General features: G+C 65.2%; 15 protein-coding genes. 4 read left to right on the top strand and 11 right to left on the bottom strand.

The window, feature by feature from the left end; translation table 11 throughout:
• Nucleotides 1-33: 33 nt before the first annotated feature.
• Nucleotides 34-639, bottom strand: coding sequence for a YcxB family protein (locus CEY08_RS27185; protein WP_076812323.1), 606 nt, complete (start codon nucleotides 637-639; stop codon nucleotides 34-36).
• Nucleotides 639-2,600, bottom strand: a complete 1,962-nt coding sequence (locus tag CEY08_RS27180; protein WP_042792819.1) for a DNA topoisomerase IV subunit B — start codon at nucleotides 2,598-2,600, stop codon at nucleotides 639-641. The genes CEY08_RS27185 and CEY08_RS27180 overlap by 1 nt, the downstream gene beginning before the upstream one ends.
• Nucleotides 2,601-2,928: 328 nt before the next feature.
• Here CEY08_RS27180 and trxA point away from each other — a divergent pair, with 328 nt between their 5' ends.
• Both trxA and rho read left to right on the top strand, forming a co-directional pair.
• Nucleotides 2,929-3,255 (top strand): thioredoxin TrxA, encoded by a 327-nt coding sequence (trxA, locus tag CEY08_RS27175; protein ID WP_006218534.1) that lies wholly within the window; start codon nucleotides 2,929-2,931, stop codon nucleotides 3,253-3,255.
• Between the two features lie 117 nt (nucleotides 3,256-3,372).
• On the top strand, nucleotides 3,373-4,632 hold the full coding sequence (gene rho / locus CEY08_RS27170) for a transcription termination factor Rho (RefSeq protein WP_042792818.1): 1,260 nt from the start codon (nucleotides 3,373-3,375) through the stop codon (nucleotides 4,630-4,632).
• A 119-nt stretch (nucleotides 4,633-4,751) separates the two neighbouring features.
• On the opposite strand, the gene CEY08_RS27165 is transcribed toward rho, so the two are convergent.
• Nucleotides 4,752-8,417, bottom strand: coding sequence for a YhdP family protein (locus tag CEY08_RS27165; RefSeq protein WP_076812319.1), 3,666 nt, complete (start codon nucleotides 8,415-8,417; stop codon nucleotides 4,752-4,754).
• 82 nt (nucleotides 8,418-8,499) lie between these two features.
• Between CEY08_RS27165 and glnE the strand changes: the two genes are divergently transcribed.
• Both glnE and CEY08_RS27155 read left to right on the top strand, forming a co-directional pair.
• Nucleotides 8,500-11,283 carry a bifunctional [glutamate--ammonia ligase]-adenylyl-L-tyrosine phosphorylase/[glutamate--ammonia-ligase] adenylyltransferase gene (glnE, locus tag CEY08_RS27160; RefSeq protein ID WP_063639678.1) on the top strand — a complete coding sequence of 928 codons (2,784 nt, stop codon included), beginning with the start codon at nucleotides 8,500-8,502 and terminating at the stop codon, nucleotides 11,281-11,283.
• Between the two features lie 83 nt (nucleotides 11,284-11,366).
• A complete protein-coding gene (locus CEY08_RS27155) occupies nucleotides 11,367-12,041 on the top strand; it encodes an epoxyqueuosine reductase QueH (RefSeq protein ID WP_063639679.1) in 675 nt (224 codons plus the stop codon).
• On the opposite strand, the gene CEY08_RS27150 is transcribed toward CEY08_RS27155, so the two are convergent.
• The 8 genes from CEY08_RS27150 to styD all read right to left on the bottom strand — a co-directional run bounded on the left by CEY08_RS27150 (nucleotide 12,042) and on the right by styD (nucleotide 19,078).
• Nucleotides 12,042-13,001, bottom strand: coding sequence for an AraC-like ligand-binding domain-containing protein (locus tag CEY08_RS27150; protein WP_063639680.1), 960 nt, complete (start codon nucleotides 12,999-13,001; stop codon nucleotides 12,042-12,044). It abuts the gene before it with no gap.
• A gap of 148 nt (nucleotides 13,002-13,149) precedes the next feature.
• On the bottom strand, nucleotides 13,150-13,689 hold the full coding sequence (locus tag CEY08_RS27145; protein ID WP_076812316.1) for a cytochrome c family protein: 540 nt from the start codon (nucleotides 13,687-13,689) through the stop codon (nucleotides 13,150-13,152).
• Nucleotides 13,686-14,207: a methylamine dehydrogenase light chain gene (locus CEY08_RS27140; RefSeq protein WP_042792811.1), complete on the bottom strand. Its 522-nt coding sequence runs from the start codon at nucleotides 14,205-14,207 to the stop codon at nucleotides 13,686-13,688. Before CEY08_RS27140 ends, CEY08_RS27145 begins: the two co-directional genes overlap by 4 nt.
• Nucleotides 14,191-14,829, bottom strand: a complete 639-nt coding sequence (mauD, locus tag CEY08_RS27135) for a methylamine dehydrogenase accessory protein MauD (RefSeq protein ID WP_042792810.1) — start codon at nucleotides 14,827-14,829, stop codon at nucleotides 14,191-14,193. Before mauD ends, CEY08_RS27140 begins: the two co-directional genes overlap by 17 nt.
• Nucleotides 14,830-14,839: 10 nt before the next feature.
• Nucleotides 14,840-15,397, bottom strand: a complete 558-nt coding sequence (locus CEY08_RS27130) for a MauE/DoxX family redox-associated membrane protein (RefSeq protein ID WP_076812301.1) — start codon at nucleotides 15,395-15,397, stop codon at nucleotides 14,840-14,842.
• Nucleotides 15,394-16,584 carry an amine dehydrogenase large subunit gene (locus tag CEY08_RS27125; RefSeq protein ID WP_042792808.1) on the bottom strand — a complete coding sequence of 397 codons (1,191 nt, stop codon included), beginning with the start codon at nucleotides 16,582-16,584 and terminating at the stop codon, nucleotides 15,394-15,396. The genes CEY08_RS27130 and CEY08_RS27125 overlap by 4 nt, the downstream gene beginning before the upstream one ends.
• A gap of 32 nt (nucleotides 16,585-16,616) precedes the next feature.
• Nucleotides 16,617-17,498 carry a transporter gene (locus CEY08_RS27120; RefSeq protein ID WP_042792807.1) on the bottom strand — a complete coding sequence of 294 codons (882 nt, stop codon included), beginning with the start codon at nucleotides 17,496-17,498 and terminating at the stop codon, nucleotides 16,617-16,619.
• Nucleotides 17,499-17,566: 68 nt separating this feature from the next.
• Entirely contained in the window at nucleotides 17,567-19,078 is a 1,512-nt protein-coding gene (gene styD, locus CEY08_RS27115) for a phenylacetaldehyde dehydrogenase StyD (RefSeq protein ID WP_088607848.1), read from the bottom strand.
• Nucleotides 19,079-19,270 lie beyond the last annotated feature (192 nt).

Genomic DNA, 19,270 nt, shown 5'->3' with positions numbered 1-19,270 from the left:
TGTATTCAGGTAGACAATTTCATCGAAACGGCGTCAAAGCGCCTGCGCGGACGGCATCAGCTGTGTATCGGCGACATGCGCGCGCAATTCGCTGCGCACCCTGTCCAGCGTGGCGGCGTCCTGACCGCGCTTGGGGATGATCACGCCCTGCAAAGTGCCGAGAATGACATAAAGGTGTTCCGGAGTTTCCTCGACCCGCCGCACATCGGACCAGTCCATCCGCCCCGAGGCGGTGGCGGTGGTATCCGTAATGCCCTCGGGACCGAAGTCCAGCTGATGACGGCCCAGGAAAAGCTCGTCGGGCTGCCTTTTCAGCATGCGGCGTGTGTTCATCCTGACCAGCGAGGGCAGCACGAACTCGTAGGCCAGCGCCAGCAGCGCCAGGATGCCCAGGCCCACGGCCAGTCCCTCGAAGTACACGGGCAGGATCTGCGCCCAGTTCGGCCCCTTGCCGTCCCAAGTCTGCCAGATCAGGTAGGCCAGCAAGGCCACGATCATCAGGACCGCGAAACGCAGGTGGGACCGGTAGCGGCGCCGGCGCAGCTCCGGCCGCTTGTACACATAGACGGCGAAGTCCGCATAGTCGTCGGCCGTCATCTGGACGTCCATGCGGGCGGAGCCGGGCGCGGAAGCGGCCATCAGATGTCCAGCTCCGCCAGGTTGCCCTTCTCTTCGATCCAGGCGCGGCGCTGCGAGGACTCGCCCTTGCCCATCAGCATGTCGAACATGCGAGTGGTGTCTTCGGGGGTCTGGTCACCATAGCCCACGGGCAGCAGCCGGCGCGTGTCCGGATTCATGGTGGTTTCCCAGAGCTGTTCCGGATTCATTTCGCCCAGGCCCTTGAAGCGGCTGACGGCCCATGCGCCTTCGCGCACGCCTTCCTTGCGCAACTTGTCCTGCGCGGCCTCGAGCTCGCCCTCGTCCAGGCAATAGATCTTGCGCGCCGGACGCTTGCCCTGCGCCGGCACGTCCAGGCGGAACAGCGGCGGCCGGGCCACGAACACATTGCCGGCTTCGACCAGCTTGGGGAAGTGCTTGTAGAACAGCGTCAGCAACAGCACCTGGATGTGCGAGCCGTCGACGTCGGCGTCGGACAGGATGCAGATGCGGCCGTAGCGCAGCCCCGACAGGTCCGGCGTATCGCCAGGACCGTGGGGATCCACGCCGATGGCGACGGAAATGTCATGGATTTCGTTGTTGGCGAAGAGCCTGTCGCGATCGACCTCCCAGGAATTGAGCACCTTGCCGCGCAGCGGCAGGATGGCCTGGAACTCCTTGTCGCGCCCCATCTTGGCCGACCCGCCCGCCGAGTCGCCCTCGACCAGGAAGACTTCGGTGCGGGTGGAATCGCTGGACTCGCAGTCGGTCAGCTTGCCCGGCAGCACGGCCACGCCCGAACTCTTGCGCTTTTCCACCTTTTGGGCGGAGCGCTGGCGCGCCTGGGCCTGGCGGATGGCCAGCTCGGCCAGCTTCTTGCCATATTCAACGTTGCTATGCAGCCACAGATCCAGCGCGCTCTTGGAAAAGCCGCCGACCAGGCGCACTGCGTCGCGGCTGTTCAGGCGTTCCTTGATCTGCCCCTGGAACTGCGGGTCCAGCACTTTGGCCGAAAGCACGAAGCTGGCGCGCGCAAACACGTCCTCGGGTAGCAGCTTGACCCCTTTGGGCAACAGGCTGTGCAGCTCGGCGAAACCCTTGACCGCGCCGAACAGGCCTTCGCGCAGCCCCGATTCGTGGGTGCCGCCGGCAGGCGTGGGGATCAGGTTCACGTAGGACTCGCGCACGGCGTTGCCGTCCTCGGTCCAGGCCACCACCCACTGGGCGCCCTCGCCTTCGGCGAAGTTTTCGTGATCTGCCCCGGCGTACTGCTCGCCTTCAAAGAAGGGAACCATCAGTTCCGCGCCGGCCAGCGCCTCGGACAGGTAGCCGCGCAGGCCATCCTGATACTGCCAGGTCTTGGTGTCCCCGGTCTTCTCGTTGACCAGGGAAACCTTGACCCCGGGCAGCAGCACGGCCTTGCTGCGCAGCAGGTGCGTCAGTTCGCCCAACGGAATATTGGGGCTGTCGAAATACTTGGCATCCGGCCAGACGCGCACGCGGGTGCCGGACTTCTTGCGCCCGCCCTGGTCGTAGGGCGCCAGCGGCTCGGCCACGTCCCCGCCCTTGAAGACCAGGCGATTGACGGCGCCGTCGCGCCACACCACGACTTCAAGGCGCGTGGCCAGGGCGTTGGTGACGGAAACGCCCACGCCGTGCAGGCCGCCGGAAAAGGCGTAGGCGCCGCCGCCTGCCTTGTCGAATTTGCCGCCGGCATGCAGGCGCGTAAACACCAGCTCCACCACGGGAGCGTTCTCTTCAGGATGCAGGCCGACGGGAATACCGCGCCCGTCGTCCTCGACGGAAACGCTGCCGTCGACGTGCAGCGTGACCTGGATCTGCTTGCCGTAGCCGGCCAATGCCTCGTCTGCGGCGTTATCAATGACCTCCTGCACGACGTGCAGAGGGTTTTCGGTTCGGGTGTACATGCCCGGGCGCTGGCGCACGGGCTCCAGTCCCTTCAGGACGCGAATGGACGCCTCGGTGTAACGTGGAGTGGCCAAGTTATCCCCAACATCTGTGGAAAAAAACCGACATTTTACGGATAAGCCTAGATTCTGCGCGGCTCCCAGTGGGATGAGCACGACCTGAGCAGCTCCGAATTCGGTAGGATGATGACAGTCACAGCCAGCGCACCGGAGCCCATACAGCCCGGATCGCGACAACTGCGCCGCAACATCCTACACAAATCCAGCAACTCCTGTTGTTATTAACAGTGGTATGCCTGTTGTTATTGACAGTGGTATGCTTGAGTCCATTCCACAAACAAGAACAACGGCGAGGCGCGTCCCTTTTTACGCGCCTTTTGCTGCCGAACCGAGAATCACCATCATGAGCGACCAAATCAAGAACGTCAGTGACGCGAGCTTCGATGCCGATGTGTTGAAATCCGGCCAGCCGGTGCTGGTGGACTACTGGGCTGCCTGGTGTGGCCCCTGCAAGATGATTGCCCCGATCCTGGAAGAAGTGGCCACCGAGTACGCTGGCCGCCTGACGATCGCCAAGCTGAACGTTGACGAAAACCAGGGCACCGCCACGAAGTACGGCATCCGCGGCATTCCCACCCTTATGCTCTTTAAAGACGGCCAAGCCGCCGCCACCAAAGTTGGCGCGCTGTCGAAGTCGCAACTGACCGCATTCCTGGACGGCGCGCTGTAAGCCGCGTGCCGTGAACGAAGGCGCCGCCCTCGGGGCGGCGCTCATTCAATACCGCGTGTGCCCGTCCGTGGCGCGCCGCCAGAACTCTCCTTCACTTTCCCCCAAACACCCACCGCGATGCACCTCAACGAACTGAAGGCGCTGCATGTCTCGCAGCTGCTGGAAATGGCCGCCGGCCTGGAAATCGAGAACGCCAACCGCCTGCGCAAGCAGGAACTGATGTTCGCCATCATGAAGCGGCGCGCCAAGCAAGGCGAGCAGATCTTTGGCGACGGCGTCCTGGAAGTCCTGCCCGACGGCTTCGGATTCCTGCGCTCGCCCGAGACCTCCTATCTGGCTAGCACGGACGACATCTACATCTCGCCCTCGCAGATCCGCCGTTTCAACTTGCACACCGGCGATTCGATCGAAGGCGAAGTGCGCACGCCCAAGGACGGCGAGCGCTATTTCGCCCTGGTGAAGGTGGACAAGGTCAACGGCGTGGCGCCGGAAGCGATCAAGCATCGCATCATGTTTGAAAACCTGACGCCGCTGCACCCGAACCGCACCATCCGCCTGGAACGGGACATCAAGAGCGAAGAGAACCTCACGGGCCGCATTCTTGACGTCTTCGCCCCCATCGGCATGGGCCAACGCGGCCTGATCGTGGCCAGCCCCAAGTCCGGTAAGACGGTGATGATGCAGCACATCGCGCACGCCATCACTACCAACTATCCCGACGCCGTCATGATCGTCCTGCTGGTGGACGAGCGCCCCGAGGAAGTGACCGAAATGCAGCGCACGGTGCGCGGCGAAGTCGTGGCTTCGACCTTCGACGAACCCGCCACCCGTCACGTGCAGGTCGCGGAAATGGTCATCGAAAAGGCCAAGCGCCTGGTCGAAATGAAGAAGGACGTCGTGATCCTGCTGGACTCGATCACCCGTCTGGCCCGCGCCTACAACACCGTGGTGCCGGCTTCCGGCAAGGTGCTGACCGGCGGCGTGGACGCCAATGCGCTGCAACGGCCCAAGCGCTTCTTCGGCGCCGCCCGCAACCTGGAAGAAGGCGGTTCGCTGACGATCCTGGGCACGGCGCTGATCGAAACCGGCAGCCGCATGGACGAAGTCATCTACGAAGAATTCAAGGGCACCGGCAACTCCGAAGTCCACCTTGAGCGCCGCCTGGCTGAAAAGCGCGTCTACCCGTCGATCAACCTGAACAAGTCGGGTACCCGTCGCGAAGAACTGCTGATCGCTCCGGATCTGCTGCAGAAGGTCTGGGTCCTGCGCAAGTTCATCCACGACATGGACGAAGTCCAGTCGATGGAATTCATCCTGGACAAGATGCGCGCCACCAAGACCAATGCCGAATTCTTCGACATGATGAAGAAGAAGTAAGCCCAGTCACGGCCTGCGGTCCACGGCGCGCGCGCCCTGGACCCGGCCATGAAAAACGCCCTGGAGCGCTTGCGCCCAGGGCGTTTTTCATGGCCCGGACAGGCCGCTGCCCACGCGGCTCACTGCCCCCCCATGAACTCCTCCAGCGTGCCGGGCTGCGGCGCAGGACGCGGGGTCTGCTTGTTGCCTGCCGGCTTGCCGGACGCGTCTATCGGTTCGATTTTTGGATCGTCCCAGCTGCCGGTGACGGCGTATTCCATGGTCATGGCCCGCGCCAACGGCTGCTTCAGCAGCCACTGCGTCACGAACGCCCCCAGGCCGATCAGCGGGTTGACCGCCAGCGCCGTCACCATGGCCGCCCCGCTGGCGTCCAGGTTCGGAATCACCACGGCCTTCATGTCCCAGCGTTCGCGGATAATGTTGACGCCGCCCGCCAACACGATCGCGGCGACCGGTCCGTTGATCTTGTAGCCCTCGGTCGAGGCCGTGCCGTCTGCCAGCTTGACCTTGCCGCGGATGGTGTCGAAGGGGAATCCATCGCGCAGCAGATTGGTCGGGTTTACGTCCAGCCGCGCCAGCCGCTGCAGCGATTGCAGGGACAGCAGTTCCAGCAGCCGCGCCGTGCGGGAGTTCACATGCATGAAGCGGCCCTTGTCCAGGCTGACGTCGACCTCGCCCGTCAGGTCTTCGATCTTATGGGTCCAGGGCAAATTGCGCCAGGTTGCCTTGCCTTGCATCGTGCCGGTGCCACCCGATACCACCTTTTCGAAGCCGATGCGGTCCAGGAACTTGCCCACGTCCTCGAACTTGGCCGAAGCGTCCACGGTCAGGCCGCGGTTCTGGCCTTCCAGGTTCCAGTTGCCGGTGGCGTTTAGCGAGGCCGCCTCGTTGACGATGGACAGCTTATCCAGGCGCCATTGGCGGCCGCGCTGCAGATTCGTGCCCAGCACCTGGAGTTCGCCCACATTCTTGCCATACAGCAGAAATTCCTTGGCCTGCAGGTCGATCGCCGGAATGTCGGATAGATCGCTGCCGGAGGACAGCGCCTCGTCGGCCTCGTTGGTGTCGCCCTCGCCGCCCAGGGACAGATGCTTCAGGCGCGCGGTGATCTGACCAGCGATGGCACCCGAGGCCTCGCGCCATTCAAGCGAGCCCGTGGCCTGCTTGGACTGCAGATCCACGCGCCACTGCGCGGGTCCCGGCCGGGTCGCATACAGCGTCATGTCGTTCAGGGTAAAGCCACCGGTCCGCAAGACACCGGTTGCCAGGCTGATGCGCTCGGCCGCGGGCAGCATCGGCTTGGGCGCGGGACGGCCCTTGCCAGCAGGCGCGCTGAAGCCGTCGGACACGTGTTCCCAGGCGTCCAGATCCAGCTCAGGCAGGCTGGCATTCAGACTGAAGCCGCGTTCCGGCAGGCTTGCGGGCCGATTGATGCCCAGCGCGCCACGCGCGAAATACGAGGATCCGCCTTCGGACGGCGCCCGCTCGAACAGCGCATTGACGCCATCGCCCAGGCTGGCGGTAAGCCAACGCCGATTCTGCGCGCCGCGGTCCTGCGCGGGCGACCATTCCACTTTCAGCAGCTGCGACGCCTGAGCCGCCTTGCCTACCGGGGCGGGCATGTCGATCGCCATGCCCACCAGATCGGATTCGACGGAGATATCCACCGCGCCGCCACGCTGGTAACCCACCTTGCCCTTGTAGGCAGCCTTACCCGTAAAGCGCGACATGGATGGCGTGTTGCTCAGTTGGGTCAGCGCCGGCCCGGCCAGCGTGCCCTCGAAGCGCAGCGCGTCCGTGCTCTGCGCCAGGCGCCCGAATATCCGCGCCGGGCCGCCCAGGAATTGGGCCCGCAGGTCCTTGGCCTCGACGCCCTTCTCCGAGAATGCCAGGTCGCCATGCATCTGGCTGAGCAGCGGCATCTCCGGCATGAAGGTGAATGTATTGCCCGCAAACAGGATATTCCCCTGCACCTCGGTGTCATCGGTATTCAGCAGGGGCACCTTGAGCTTGAGTTTCACCCGCCAGTCGCCGGTGCCGCGCGCCTCATCCAGGGCGCCGTCCAGCAGCTCGCCCAAGGGCGAGTTGGCCGCCAGCGCCAGATAGGCCGGCACGGTACCCGCGGTCTCGCCGGTCAGCAGCAGTTCGGAGTTCTCTTCCATGTTGGGAATGCTTGCGGCAACCGCCCCCAGTGTCACGGTATGCCCCGACCCGGTATGAGCGACCGCGCCCCCCGCGCTGTCCAGCGCCAGGCTGACTTTGTCGATGCGGAAATTGCCGGACAGGTTCTCCAGCATCGGCCAGCCCTTGCGGCGCTCTCGCGCAGGCGCGTAATCGACCTTGGCGCCGCTGAATGCACCGGCAATCACGAATTCGCCCTGGGATGCTGGCGCGCCAAAAGGAAACTCGTCGAGGTCGCCCTTGAGCGTGATGGAGGCGGACTGCATTTCGCCGGCAGGCAGGCCGACGGCCAGCCACTCGCGGGCGTCGGCGTTGACCTCCAGGGGCAGGTAGCGGTGGATGGCGGACATGGAGCCGCGCGCCATCACGCCGTGCATGTCGACGCTGCCCGCCGCGGTCTTGCCCTCGGGCCGCCACTGTCCTTGCACGCGCACATCGAGATCGTCGTTCACCAGTTGCAAGTGGCCCACGTCCACGAACCAGTGATCGGCGTCCGGCCCCTTTATAGCGGCCTCCAGCGCCACTTCGCGCACCGCCAGGTCGGGCTGTTCGAAGACGCCCGGCAGGCTCAGTGCCAGCTGCTCGACCTTGCCGTTGACCGATACCGCCGGTGCGCCCGGGCTGCGCGCCAGGGGTACGCTGTCCGGTTGCATGAAGTCGCCCGGCAGGCCTTGGAGGCGTGCCTGAAGGTAGCCAGCCTTGAAACCGGGGGCCTCCGCGCCTTGCGGGGTCTGCGCCCATTGCACGCCACGCGCCGCGGTGTCCACGGTCAGATCGGTGAACTTGCCGCGTTCCAGCTGCAACCATGCCCGCCCGCTCAAGCGTCCGGCCACCGCCGGGACATCCAGCCACGGCCGCCACGCCAGCGGCTCCGCGTCGTCCAGCTGAACGTACAGCTGGCCGCCCCAGTTGCCCGGGTTGGCCGCGTTTACCGAGAACAGGCTGCGATTGAATTCCCCGCGCAGTTCCACATTGCGTGCCAACGCGTCGCCCGCCGCGGCCTTGAGCACAAAGCGGTGCGAGAGGCTGCCGTTGCGCGCCAGAAAATTGACGCCACTCAGGGTCAATTCGGGCGCGCCGCGCAATTCGTCCTGCCAACGGATGGTGGCGCCGCGAATACGCAGTTCGCGCTGCGCGCCCAGCCAGCGCAAGGCCGGATGGTCCAGATCGGACCGCTGGTCGCTGGCATTGAGATCGATGTCCTGGCCCGCGACCCACAAATGGTTGGACCGGTCACGGCGCAGAATGAGTTCGGGCCGTTCGAGCTGCAACCGCAGCAGCTTGGGCGACAGGGCCAGGATGCTGCGCCAGCCCAGCACGGCCGAAACCGAGGGCAAGGACAGCACGGGGGCCGCCTCATCGTCGTAGACTTGAACGGAGGCTAGATCGAGCTTGGGGTTGAGGCCTTGCCAGTTCGCCTGGATGGAGCCAATGGCCACTCGGGAGCCCAGCGCCTGGCTGACGTAGGCTTCGATCTGGGGACGCCATTGGTCCACGCGGGGCAGCACCCAATAGCGAACGCCCAGCAGTCCGAGGGCCACGACGCCATAGACGGTCAGCACGGCCCAGAAGACCCAGCAGAGCACTTTTTTTGAAACAGACACGGATCGGTGGGCAGGAGAATATGTCTTGCGGTATCGTCCCCACTTATACCTGAAACGCGCCCATTCCGCCGCCCCTTTTGCCATGTCCACGCCCTCTACGCTTGCCCCCGCCCTCGCCTGGTCCGGCCATCTGCGCCGCAGACTTGATGCCCACCCGGACTTGGCCGCCTGGCTGGCCGATGCCGTGCGTGATCCGGTCACGCCCGAACAGATCGCGCGCTGGCAATCCGAGCTGGCCGGACCGCAAGCCGGCGACGATGCCCTGCCCGTGGATGTCTGCCGCATGGTGCTGCGCAAGCTGCGTGAACGGGTCTTCAATGTGCTCATCGTCCGCGACCTGACGGGCCAGGCCGATCTGGAAGAAGTCGTGGGCGCCATGACCACGCTGGCCGACACCGCGGTCGCGGCGGCGTATCGCAGCGTGGCCGCGGATCTGGCGGCGGTGCACGGCGTGCCGCGGGATCCCGCCACCGGCAAGCCTCAGGAAATGCTGATCGTAGGCATGGGCAAGCTGGGCGGCTGCGAACTGAACGTCTCGTCCGACATCGACTTGATCATGCTGTATGGCGAAGAAGGCGAGACCGACGGTCCGCGCCGCATCAGCCATCACGAGTTCTACGGCCGGCTGACGCGGCGCATGATGCCCGTGCTCTCCGAGGTGGACGCCAACGGCCAGGTGTTCCGCACCGATCTGCGGCTGCGCCCCGACGGCGACTCCGGCCCCCTGGCCTGGAGCCTGGACGCGCTGGAGCATTACCTGATCGGCCAGGGCCGCGAATGGGAGCGCTATGCCTGGCTGAAAGCGCGGCTGATACCGGCCCAGGCGTTCGAAGGCAGCGACAGCGCCGCCCAGGCGCGCCAGCTGGAAAGCCTGCGCGTGCCCTTCGTCTACCGCAAGTATTTCGACTTCGACGCGCTCTCGGCCCTGCGCGCCCTGCGCGAACGCATCCGCCAGGACTGGCAGCGACGCGCCAGCGCGCGCAACGGCATCGACAGCGCCAACAATATCAAGCTGGGCGACGGCGGTATCCGGGAAATCGAATTCGTGGTGCAGTTGGCGCAACTGATCCGGGGCGGCCGCATGCCCGCGCTGCAAAAGCGCGGCCTGCTGGAAGCGCTGCACGCGGAATGCACGGCCGGCCTGGTGCCCGAGGAAGACGCGCGCCGGCTGGAAGAGGCCTACCGCTATCTGCGCCGCACCGAACATGCCCTGCAGTACCGCGAGGATGCCCAGACCCATCTGCTGCCGGGCGACCCTGAGCAGCGCGCCGCGCTGGCCGCGGCGCTGGGCATGAGTCCCGCGGACTTCGAAAGCACGCTGGCCACCCACCGCCAATTCGTCTCGCAGACCTTCCGCAACGTGTTCCGCCTGGTGGGCATGGGCGACGCCGAAGTGCCGGCGCCCGCGCCTGGCGCCAGCGACCCCGGCTCCGGTCAGGACGAGCCCGACAGCAGCAGCGAACTGGCCGAGCAGATCCGCCAGGCCTTCGGCGACGACGCGCAGGATCTGCTGCGCCGTACCGAGACCCTGCTGGGCAGCCACAGGGTGCGCAGCCTGCCCGAAAGCAGCCGCAAACGCATGGATGCCCTGCTGCCCGCCGCCCTGCGCGCCGCCCTGCAAACGCCGGCGCCGCTGCAAGCCGCGGTACGGCTGTTCGACCTGATCGAAAAGATCGTCCAGCGCAGCGCCTACCTGGCACTGCTGGCCGAATACCCTGACACGCTGGCGCGCGTAGCGCGCATGGTTGCGGCCAGCCCCTGGGCCGCGCAGTACCTCACGCAGCACCCCTTGCTGCTAGACAGCCTGATCGACTGGCGCACGTTGTTCGAACCACTGGACTTCGCCCAGATCGCACGCCAGCTGACCGCCGACCTGGACGCCTGCCGCCTGCCTGACGGCGATCCGGACATCGAACGCCAGATGAACCTGATGCGCGACATGCAGCGCCAGGCCAGTTTCCAATTGCTGGCGCAGGACCTGGAAGGCGAACTCACCGTGGAGAAACTGGCCGACCAGCTCTCCGCGCTGGCCGACCTGTTGCTGACCGAAACCATCCGCCGCACGTGGCCGCTGGTCAACAAGGCCGAAGGCGCTGAACCACGCTTCGCCGTCATCGCCTACGGCAAGCTGGGCGGCAAGGAACTGGGCTATGCCTCGGACTTGGACCTGGTCTTCCTGTTCGACGACCCGCGCGAAGACGCCGCCGAGGTCTACGCCAAGCTGGGCCGGCGCATGACGTCGTGGCTCTCGACCATGACCTCTTCGGGCCGCCTGTACGAAGTCGACCTGCGCCTGCGGCCAGACGGCGACGCGGGGCTGCTGGCCGTGTCGGTGGAAGCGTTCGAGCAATACCAGCACAAGCATGCCTGGGCCTGGGAGCACCAGGCGCTGACCCGGGCGCGCTACGCCGCGGGCGACCCCAGCATCGGCGCCCGCTTCGAGCAGATTCGCGAAGACATCCTGGTGCTGCCCCGCGACGCAGCCAAACTGCGCGAAGAGGTGCTGGCGATGCGCGAGAAAATCAACGCGGGCCATCCCAACACCAGCCAGCTATTTGACCTGAAGCATGATCGCGGCGGCATGGTCGACGTGGAATTCGTCACGCAATACCTGGTGCTGTGCCACTCTGCCACCCATCCGGTTCTGGTCCGCAACCTGGGCAATATCGCGCTGCTGCGCCTGTCCGGCGAGGCAGGGCTGATTTCTGGCGAGCTGGCCGCGCGCGCGGGCGACGCCTATCGCACCCTGCGCCGAGTGCAGCACCAGTTGCGCCTGCAGGGCGTGGAAAAAGCACGCGTGCCGCAGGATCAGCTGCAGGAAGAGCGCGCCGCCGTGCGCGAACTCTGGGATGCCGTACTGGGCTGAAGACATAGGGGGACGGGGCATCCCCCCTCCCCCGGCAACTCAGCGTAAAATAAGGAGTTTTCCGCTATCTTTGCCTGCAAGCCATGTCTGAATTCGTGCGCCCCAAACTCGACCTGCCCGCTGGCCGCCGCAAGGTGCTGATGCACTCGTGCTGCGCGCCCTGTTCTGGCGAAGTCATGGAAGCGATGACTGCCTCGGGCATCGACTACGCCATCTACTTCTACAACCCGAACATCCATCCGGTCAAAGAGTACGAAATCCGCAAGCAGGAAAACATCCGCTTCGCCGAGCAGCATGGCATCGAATTCATCGACGCTGACTACGACATGGACAACTGGTTCGAACGCGTCAAAGGCATGGAAAACGCCCCCGAGCGCGGCGAACGCTGCACGGCCTGCTTTGACATGCGCTTCGAACGTACCGCGCTATACGCGCATGAACATGGTTTCGACACCATTACCAGTTCGCTGGGCATCTCGCGCTGGAAGGACATGAACCAGATCAACGGCTGCGGCGAACGCGCCGCGGCGCGCTATGACGATCTGATCTACTGGACTTACAACTGGCGCAAGGGCGGCGGCTCCGCCCGCATGATCGAAATCAGCAAGCGCGAGAATTTCTATCAACAGGAATATTGCGGCTGCGTCTACTCGTTGCGCGACACCAACCGCCACCGCCGGTCGCAGGGCCGCGAACGCATCCACATCGGCGTGAAGTTCTACGGCAAAGAAGACCTGATCAACGAAGAGCAGCTCTGATCAGGGTTGGCGCCCGAGCCGCCGGTACTCCGACGGCGATACGCCGAAACGCTTGCGGAACGCGTGGCTGAACCTCGCCGCATCTGAAAAACCGAATCGGTAGGCAATATCGCCTATCGGCCGCGCCGCCTGCGCGGCGTCGCACAGCGTGTCCCGGCAACGTTCCAGCCGCGCGCTGAGGATGAAATCGGCCGGCGTCGTGGACGCCTGCGCAAACAGGTTGTACAGATAGCGCCGCGACATCCGGAAGGCCGCGGCAGCGGCGGCCGGCGACAGCGCGGGATCGTGCAGGTTTTCCAATATGTGCTGCTGCACGCGGCGCAGCTGCGCTTGCCGCAGTTCAGCCTGATCGTGTTCAGCCTGGACTCCCGCGCGCTCGCTGATATCCAGCCCCATCATCTGCAACACGGCATTGGCCGCATCGCGCGAGGCGCTTTCGGACAGGTGCGCATGCTCGGTCAACGCCACGCGCAACAGATCCATGGCCATGCGTCCGCACCCCTGGCGAGCGCTGAAGCTGCGGGCCACGGCGTTCTGCATGAACGATTGCCAGGCGTCGAAATGCTTGCCTGGCACTTGCATCACGAGGAAATGCGCGCCGTCGTCCACATCGACCTCGTACGGCCGGGTGGTGTCGTAGATGCTCCATTCGCCCGGCACCAGCAGAGCACTGCGCCCGGACTGCCGAATCTCGCTGCGGCCGGCTAGCTGCAGCGTCACTTTGTAGCCCGGCGCTTCAGAGCGATCAGCCAACAGCTTGCTGCGGCGCACGCGCTGGGCGCTGCTGCGCAATTCGCAGACCTGCATCCAGCCCAGCGAATCCACCGCCACACTGTTGCGGAAGCGGGCCGGATACATCGCGGACACTTCCAGCGGAACAAAGGTATCGCTGACACTTTCCTGCCAGCTTGCGCAGTCCAGGAAATGCCTGGGCGTGCTGCGCAAAAGAGATGGGGACATGGCGACTCCGGTGTCTCGAAACGGCGTGCCTTCTTGCCTGGCGCGGCGAGGCCGGCAGCACAGCTACAGCGTTGAATGGAATGCTGCCTCTTTCTAGCACCGGTCAACCGGAGGGAGTATCGGTGACAACCCCTAAGGTGCTGGCCCGCTAGGGCTTTCTGTCGCTGCCATATGAGTAATCGGCCAACTGGAAGCCGAGTGCCGACAGGGATTGCGCCAGTTCGTGCCGCACCGGCACCACGTCCTCATAGCGGCGCGGACGAACCTGCGCGACCTCCTCTTCGGTGTAGGGGCGAAAATCCGCCGGAAGCTGCGCCGGGCTGAATTCTTCCACCACCCAGTTAAGCACCGCCGCAAGTTCGGCATTGCTCAGTTGCGATTGCGCCGCGCCAGGAACGCGGACCAGATACTCCCGGCCCGCGGGCAGGTGCGCGAACGCGCCCACCGAATTGCGGAAATCGGGGATGCCATGGCGGCCGCTGCCGCGGCCGTCCACGCGGTGGCAGCCGGCGCATTGCAGCACATAATCGGCGCGAACGGACTGACGCAGCCTGTCGGCCGCGGAAGCGTCCGGGGCCGGCGCGCCGCCCGAGGAATCCCCCGCGACGGCCTGGCCCGCGCACAGCAGGATGGCGGCGGCGCAATGCCGGCGCCATCCCTGTCGCGACGGTCGAGCACCGGGCGTCATGATTTCGGCTTAGGCTTGGCCAGGCCCACGATCACCGACGTGGTGCAATGGAAAATAGAAGACTCGTTGGACATGCACCAGTTCACGTCGTTATGCAGGAACATCTGATAGCCCGGCCGCTCACGCTCGGCGGACGCGCACATGCACTTGCCGCAAGCGGCCTTGCCGCAGCAATCGTTATAGCTGATCAGGTAGTCCTTGCCGTCCAGCGGGTTGTGGCAAGTGCCAACCCACGACACCGCCGACGGCGAGGTGCCCGGCGGGCAAGACGTCATGCTTCCCCCGCAGCAGGAGCACAGGAAGCCGTCCACCGCGCAATAGCGCCAGTAATCGCACGCCGTATCATCCATCTGCGGCTTCTTGCTGTCCGCCGGCGCCGAGCGCGCCACCGGTAGCACGGGCATCAGGAATGCGGTTCCCACGAGCACCCGGCCGATGCGGTTAAGCACGCTGCGCCGGGAAGTGGTGTGCGCGACCGAGCGCGCGGCGCGCTCTCCAAGTTTATCCAGCCAGTGCATTGCCGCTCTCCTTGCGGGAAATCCGAGTTTCTTCCAATGCGCCGGCGGCGAGGAACTCCTGCACCGACGCCACGCCCAGCTCCTTCGCGGTGAACAGGCTTTCAAGCTGCTCGCGCGAGTTGATCAAGCCCTTTGCGCGCAGGGTTCCGGTTTCATCGATCAGCACGGCATAAGGCAGTTTGCTGATCTGGAACTTCATGCCCAATTCGGTCGACAGCAAATACGGAAAGCGTTCCAGGCCGGCCTGCTTGTAGAACGCCAGGTGCTCGGGCATTTCGCCGTCGCTGGCCAGGACGATACGCAGCCAGGCGCTCTCCGTGCTGGCCACCGACTTCAGGATGGGCAGCAGCTTCTTGCAAACCGGGCAGGTGGGCGAAAGAAAGAACAACAGCTGACTGTGCTGCCCGCGTTCGCCGATGACGATACGGCGGCCAAGCAGATCGGGCAGTTCGAAGCGCGGCGCGGGCTCGCCCACGCCGGGGCCCTTGTCCATCGTGAGGGCTCCCATCGGCGCCACGCGCTCGTACAGCACGCCGATCTGCCGCGACAGCGCCAGGATGACCAGCACCAGGCAGAGCACTACGCCCCACAGCAGGAAATTGGAAATGATCAAGGCATCCATAGGTATTCCTTCAGAGATTGCGCAACTTGAGATGGGAGGCCAACAGGTGGTTGGCTGTGAAGTACAGACCTACGGCGGCCATGGCCAAACCGAAGACGGCAGCGGAATCGGTCCACTGCAGCCCCCGGGATAAGCCTCCTGCGGCAAGCAGCGCTGGAGCGGTCCACAAAGCCAGCAGCGCGTTGCGCAACACCAGCCACCACGACAGCCCCGCGCGCTGCGCGCTGCGCCTCGGTCCGGTGGACGCCGGGCCGCCGCAACCGCAATCGATGTCGCGATGGCCGCGCAGCAGGTTGAAAACCAGCGCCATCGTGGCTGCCGCCAGCACCAGCAGCGCCAGCTCCGCGCCCACCGCCTGCCGCGATGGCACGAGCAGCAGGGTTCCGGCCAGCGCCTCGGCCAGCGCGTAACCCCACGCAAATGCGTGACTCCAGCTGGCCGGCAGGAGGCGGTAGGCCGACACCACCGCGGCAAAGCCCGCCATGTCTTTCAGCTTTTCCACCGCCCCCAGCAGCAATACACAAGCCAGCGCCGCGCTCGCGGCATACAGCAGCACGGGATCGTTCATGGCGTGCCTCGCGGTTGTGGTTCCACCTGCAGCGCGGTTTCGCCCGCCGCCTGGATCGTTCCCTTGAAGACCGGCGCGGCGGGAGCAGCGTCATAGATATTGACGTTGCCGCCATCCAGCGTGTACAGGCGCGGCTGGTCGTCCTGCGATACCGACATCGACAGGGCATTCTTGCCCGGCACGCGCGCCACCCGCTTGCGCGTGGCCAGGTCGTAGACCCAGATCTCTGCGGCCGGCGTCTTGTGCGAGCCCTCCGCTCCATTCGGATGCATGCCCACGTACAGCCGCTTGCTGGCCTGGTTCACAGCCAGCAGGTTGTAGCCCCCGGGGCGCCAGCCCTGGTCCTTGCCCGATGCCTCCAGCAAGGACCAGGGCTTGCCGAAAACGGCATCCTTGCCGCTGAAGTCGGCGCTGTAGACGTTGCCGTTGTAGGACACGAAATAGAAGGTGTTTCCCAGGTTCTCGGTGTGCGTGAAGATGGGATCCTTTTCCGGCTCGAACATGGGCTGGCTGCGCTGTTGGCCCATGGGCTTGCCGGCCTGGTCCAGATCCACGGTGAGCAACGCGCCGTCGCCGCAAATGCTGGCGAAGCTGCGCGGACGCGAGGGCAGGACAATAATGCTCCAGCATCCCGCGGCCGCGGTCACTTCGTCCGCGAACTGCCGCGTCTTCAGATCCACCACAGTGACGGAAGACGCGGGCGTGGCGTTCTGCACCAGCAGCAGGCCGCCGTCCGTGCTCTGCCTCAGATAGTTGCGGTAGTTCAATGCCTGCGCGCGTTTCTGCGGAATGGGCACCTCGAACTTGGGGGTGAGGGTTTCGGCGTCCCAGGCCTCGACCACATCGGTGCGCTTGCCGCGGTTCAGGCGCTCGTAGTAGGTGGTCATGACATAGATGTCCTTGCCGTCCGCGGACACGGTCATGTGTCCATTGAACGACGTGGGCACCAAGCCCAGGAACTTCATCGTGTCGCCATCATAGATATTCACCCGGCTGTCGACCAGGTGATTGAAGACGGCATCCATCACGTACAGCCGGTGGGGCGTTGCCGGCGGCAGCCGTGTGCCGCCCTTGAGTTCTTCCACGGGCAAGTCCGCCCGGGCTAGGCCCGCCGAGGCGGCCAGGGCCGCATACAGCGCCCAGCGTCCGGCCCGCAATGCGCATGATCTGGCGCGTAGCGCGTTCATCGATATCCTCCTGGTCTCATGATCCGTTTCCCCTAGAACGCGTAGACGTAGCGCAACTGCACGCCACGCATCCGCGGCCCGTTCTCGACCTTCAGGTCGTGGATGTACTGCATCTGAATCTGGTTGGCGTCGTTGATCTGGTGCGTCAATTCAACGGCCAACTGGTGATTGCGCGCCCGCGTCGCGACGGTTTCGCCGGACGAGGTTTCCTTTCCGCCGGTCTCATAGCGGTAGCGGATGCCGGTGTAGGTGTCCGGGGTCAGGTTGGTCGAAGCCAGGGCGAAGAAGCGGAACGAGGGATCCTTCTTCAACGTCTGCCCGTACCAATCCGTGTTGCGGCCGTATATCTCCACTTCCGCGATCGCTTCCAGATAGGTGGATTCGCCAAAGCCCTGGACGAATGCGAAATCCTGGATGGTGGACCAGCGGTTCTTGCCCGGCGACACATCGGGACGCGAACCGTCGTAGCGGCCTACAGGCGCGACAACGAACGGTTCCCAGGCAAACCAGGTCTTGGTCTGTTCGTTGTTGTACAGCCAGATGGCCGACCCGAGCGTCACATCGCCGATACCCGTCTGGTGATCGCCTGGCGCGCCGGGCAGATCCAGCGACGTGCGGTACATGGGCACGATGAACTCAAGCTGCATCGTCTTGCCGTAGAAATCGCGGTAGTGCATCTGCCGGTAGACCAGCGCATTCACATCGACGGACGCGCCGTCCACGCGCTGGCCTTCGGAGTACAAGCCCGAAGACCTCAGTCCCGCCAGATACCCGGCGATGATGTTGGTGCCCACCGGCGCGGGTATCCAGTCGCGCGCGCTGGGGTCTCCCGCCCATGCCGCCTGCGATACGCCCGCGCACGCCAGCAATAGCGCCGCCCGCCGGCGAGCCCGGCTGCCTGTCCTGCCTGCCATGTCTTCCCCTTGGTGTCATGAAGGCGCGGCCGCCGGTATCTCCCGGCTTGGGCCGCCCGATCATCGATCTAGTAAGCGATGCAAACGGACTTCCGTTCCAGGTACATCTCCAGCACGGCGCGACCATGTTCGCGGCCGATGCCGGATTGCTTGAACCCACCGAAAGGCATGTTGGGATCCAGCATGTTGTGGGTGTTCACCCAAAGCGTGCCCGCCGCGATGCGCGGGATCAGGCTTTGCACGCGGGCGAGATCATTGCTCCAGAGGCTGGCGCCCAAGCCATAGGCGCTATCGTTGGCCAGCCGCACGGCATCATCCAGAGTGTCGAAAGGCTGCGCCACCACGACGGGGCCGAAGATCTCCTCTCGGGCAATGCGGGCGTCTTGGGGAACATCGGCGAACACCGTGGGCTGCACGAAATAGCCAGCGTCCCCGCCGCGCTCGCCCCCCGCCAGGATGCGCCCGCCCTCGCCCCGTCCGATGCCGATGTAGTCCATGACGCGCTTCTGATGGCGGGCCGACACCAACGGGCCGACCTGCGTGGCTGGATCGAACCCCGACCCCAGCTTCATGCCGGCGGCCAGGTCGGCCAAGCCCTCAACAACCTTGGGATACAGGCGCTTTTGCACATACAGGCGCGACCCCGCCGTGCATACCTGTCCCTGGTTGAAGAAAATGGCGGCCGCGGCTCCCTGCACGGCGCGGTCGAGGTCGCAATCGTCCAGCACGATCACGGGAGACTTGCCTCCCAGTTCCAGCGACACCCGCTTCATGTCGTCCATCGCGGCGCGCCCGATCAGCTTGCCAACTTCGGTCGAGCCCGTGAACGCAATCTTGTCCACGCCGGGATGTTCGACCAGCGCAGCGCCAGCGCTCTCGCCCCGGCCCGTCACTACGTTGACGACTCCCGGCGGAAAGCCCGCCTCCAACACAAGCTCGGCCAGGCGCAGCGCGGTCAACGGCGTTTCCTCGGCGGGCTTGAGCACCACGGTGCAGCCCGCGGCCAGGGCGGGCGCGATCTTCCAGATCGCCATCAGCAGCGGGAAATTCCACGGAATGATTGCAGCCACCACGCCCACGGGCTGCGGCAGCGTATAGGCGCTGTAACGGACGCCGGGCGGAAACGGTATGGACAACGACAGCGTGTCGCCGGTGATCTTGGTGGCCCAGCCCGCCATATACCGCAGCCACTGCGCACCTGACCCGACTTCCAGTCCTTGCGCCACCCCCAGCAGCTTGCCGTTGTTCAGGGTTTCCAGGCGGGCCAATTCCGTACCGTGCTGCTCGACCAGATCGGCCAGCTTCAGCAGCAGGCGTTCACGTCCCGCAGGCAGCATGTCGCGCCACGGGCCGGCATCGAATGCGCGCCGCGCGGCCTGCACGGCCTGGTCCACCTGCTGCGGGCCTGCGTCGGGCTGATGGGCGATGACCTCGCCGGTAGCGGGGTCATGGACGGCAATGGGCGCGCCCAGCCCCTCGCGCACCGGCTTGCCATCAATGAACATGGACTCCCGGATGGCGCCCAGTTCAGGGCGGTCCGACCCGGCGTGGCCGGCACTGCTAGCGCTTGCTGAAGACATTCGAAGCTCCAACGAAATGGTTGAAGCCAGAATAGCAACGGCATAGGCGGAAGGCTTGTCGGCCCGTGCATGGCGATTTGTCATTCTGCGCACGAAGCCGTGCGGCAACCGTCCCGACCCTTGGCGCACTGTGTCCTGCGAGGCCTTCCCCAAGACGCTTCCAGGCCCACAAAAAAGCCCGGCACCGCGCAC

Origin of the sequence: Achromobacter insolitus (assembly GCF_002209555.1) — a bacterium.
Classification (GTDB): domain Bacteria; phylum Pseudomonadota; class Gammaproteobacteria; order Burkholderiales; family Burkholderiaceae_B; genus Achromobacter; species Achromobacter insolitus.
This window is presented reverse-complemented; position numbering and strand designations above follow the sequence as displayed.

What these genes read in the sequence shown, in the direction of transcription:
- trxA (WP_006218534.1), top strand. Translation starts at nt 2,929, where the DNA reads ATGAGCGACCAAATCAAGAACGTCAGTGACGCGAGCTTCGATGCCGAT.
- rho (WP_042792818.1), top strand. Translation starts at nt 3,373, where the DNA reads ATGCACCTCAACGAACTGAAGGCGCTGCATGTCTCGCAGCTGCTGGAA.
- CEY08_RS27150 (WP_063639680.1), bottom strand. Translation starts at nt 13,001, where the DNA reads ATGTCCCCATCTCTTTTGCGCAGCACGCCCAGGCATTTCCTGGACTGC.
- CEY08_RS27145 (WP_076812316.1), bottom strand. Translation starts at nt 13,689, where the DNA reads ATGACGCCCGGTGCTCGACCGTCGCGACAGGGATGGCGCCGGCATTGC.
- styD (WP_088607848.1), bottom strand. Translation starts at nt 19,078, where the DNA reads ATGTCTTCAGCAAGCGCTAGCAGTGCCGGCCACGCCGGGTCGGACCGC.
- CEY08_RS27155 (WP_063639679.1), top strand. Translation starts at nt 11,367, where the DNA reads ATGTCTGAATTCGTGCGCCCCAAACTCGACCTGCCCGCTGGCCGCCGC.
- CEY08_RS27120 (WP_042792807.1), bottom strand. Translation starts at nt 17,498, where the DNA reads ATGGCAGGCAGGACAGGCAGCCGGGCTCGCCGGCGGGCGGCGCTATTG.
- CEY08_RS27185 (WP_076812323.1), bottom strand. Translation starts at nt 639, where the DNA reads ATGGCCGCTTCCGCGCCCGGCTCCGCCCGCATGGACGTCCAGATGACG.
- mauD (WP_042792810.1), bottom strand. Translation starts at nt 14,829, where the DNA reads ATGGATGCCTTGATCATTTCCAATTTCCTGCTGTGGGGCGTAGTGCTC.
- glnE (WP_063639678.1), top strand. Translation starts at nt 8,500, where the DNA reads ATGTCCACGCCCTCTACGCTTGCCCCCGCCCTCGCCTGGTCCGGCCAT.
- CEY08_RS27140 (WP_042792811.1), bottom strand. Translation starts at nt 14,207, where the DNA reads ATGCACTGGCTGGATAAACTTGGAGAGCGCGCCGCGCGCTCGGTCGCG.
- CEY08_RS27130 (WP_076812301.1), bottom strand. Translation starts at nt 15,397, where the DNA reads ATGAACGATCCCGTGCTGCTGTATGCCGCGAGCGCGGCGCTGGCTTGT.
- CEY08_RS27125 (WP_042792808.1), bottom strand. Translation starts at nt 16,584, where the DNA reads ATGAACGCGCTACGCGCCAGATCATGCGCATTGCGGGCCGGACGCTGG.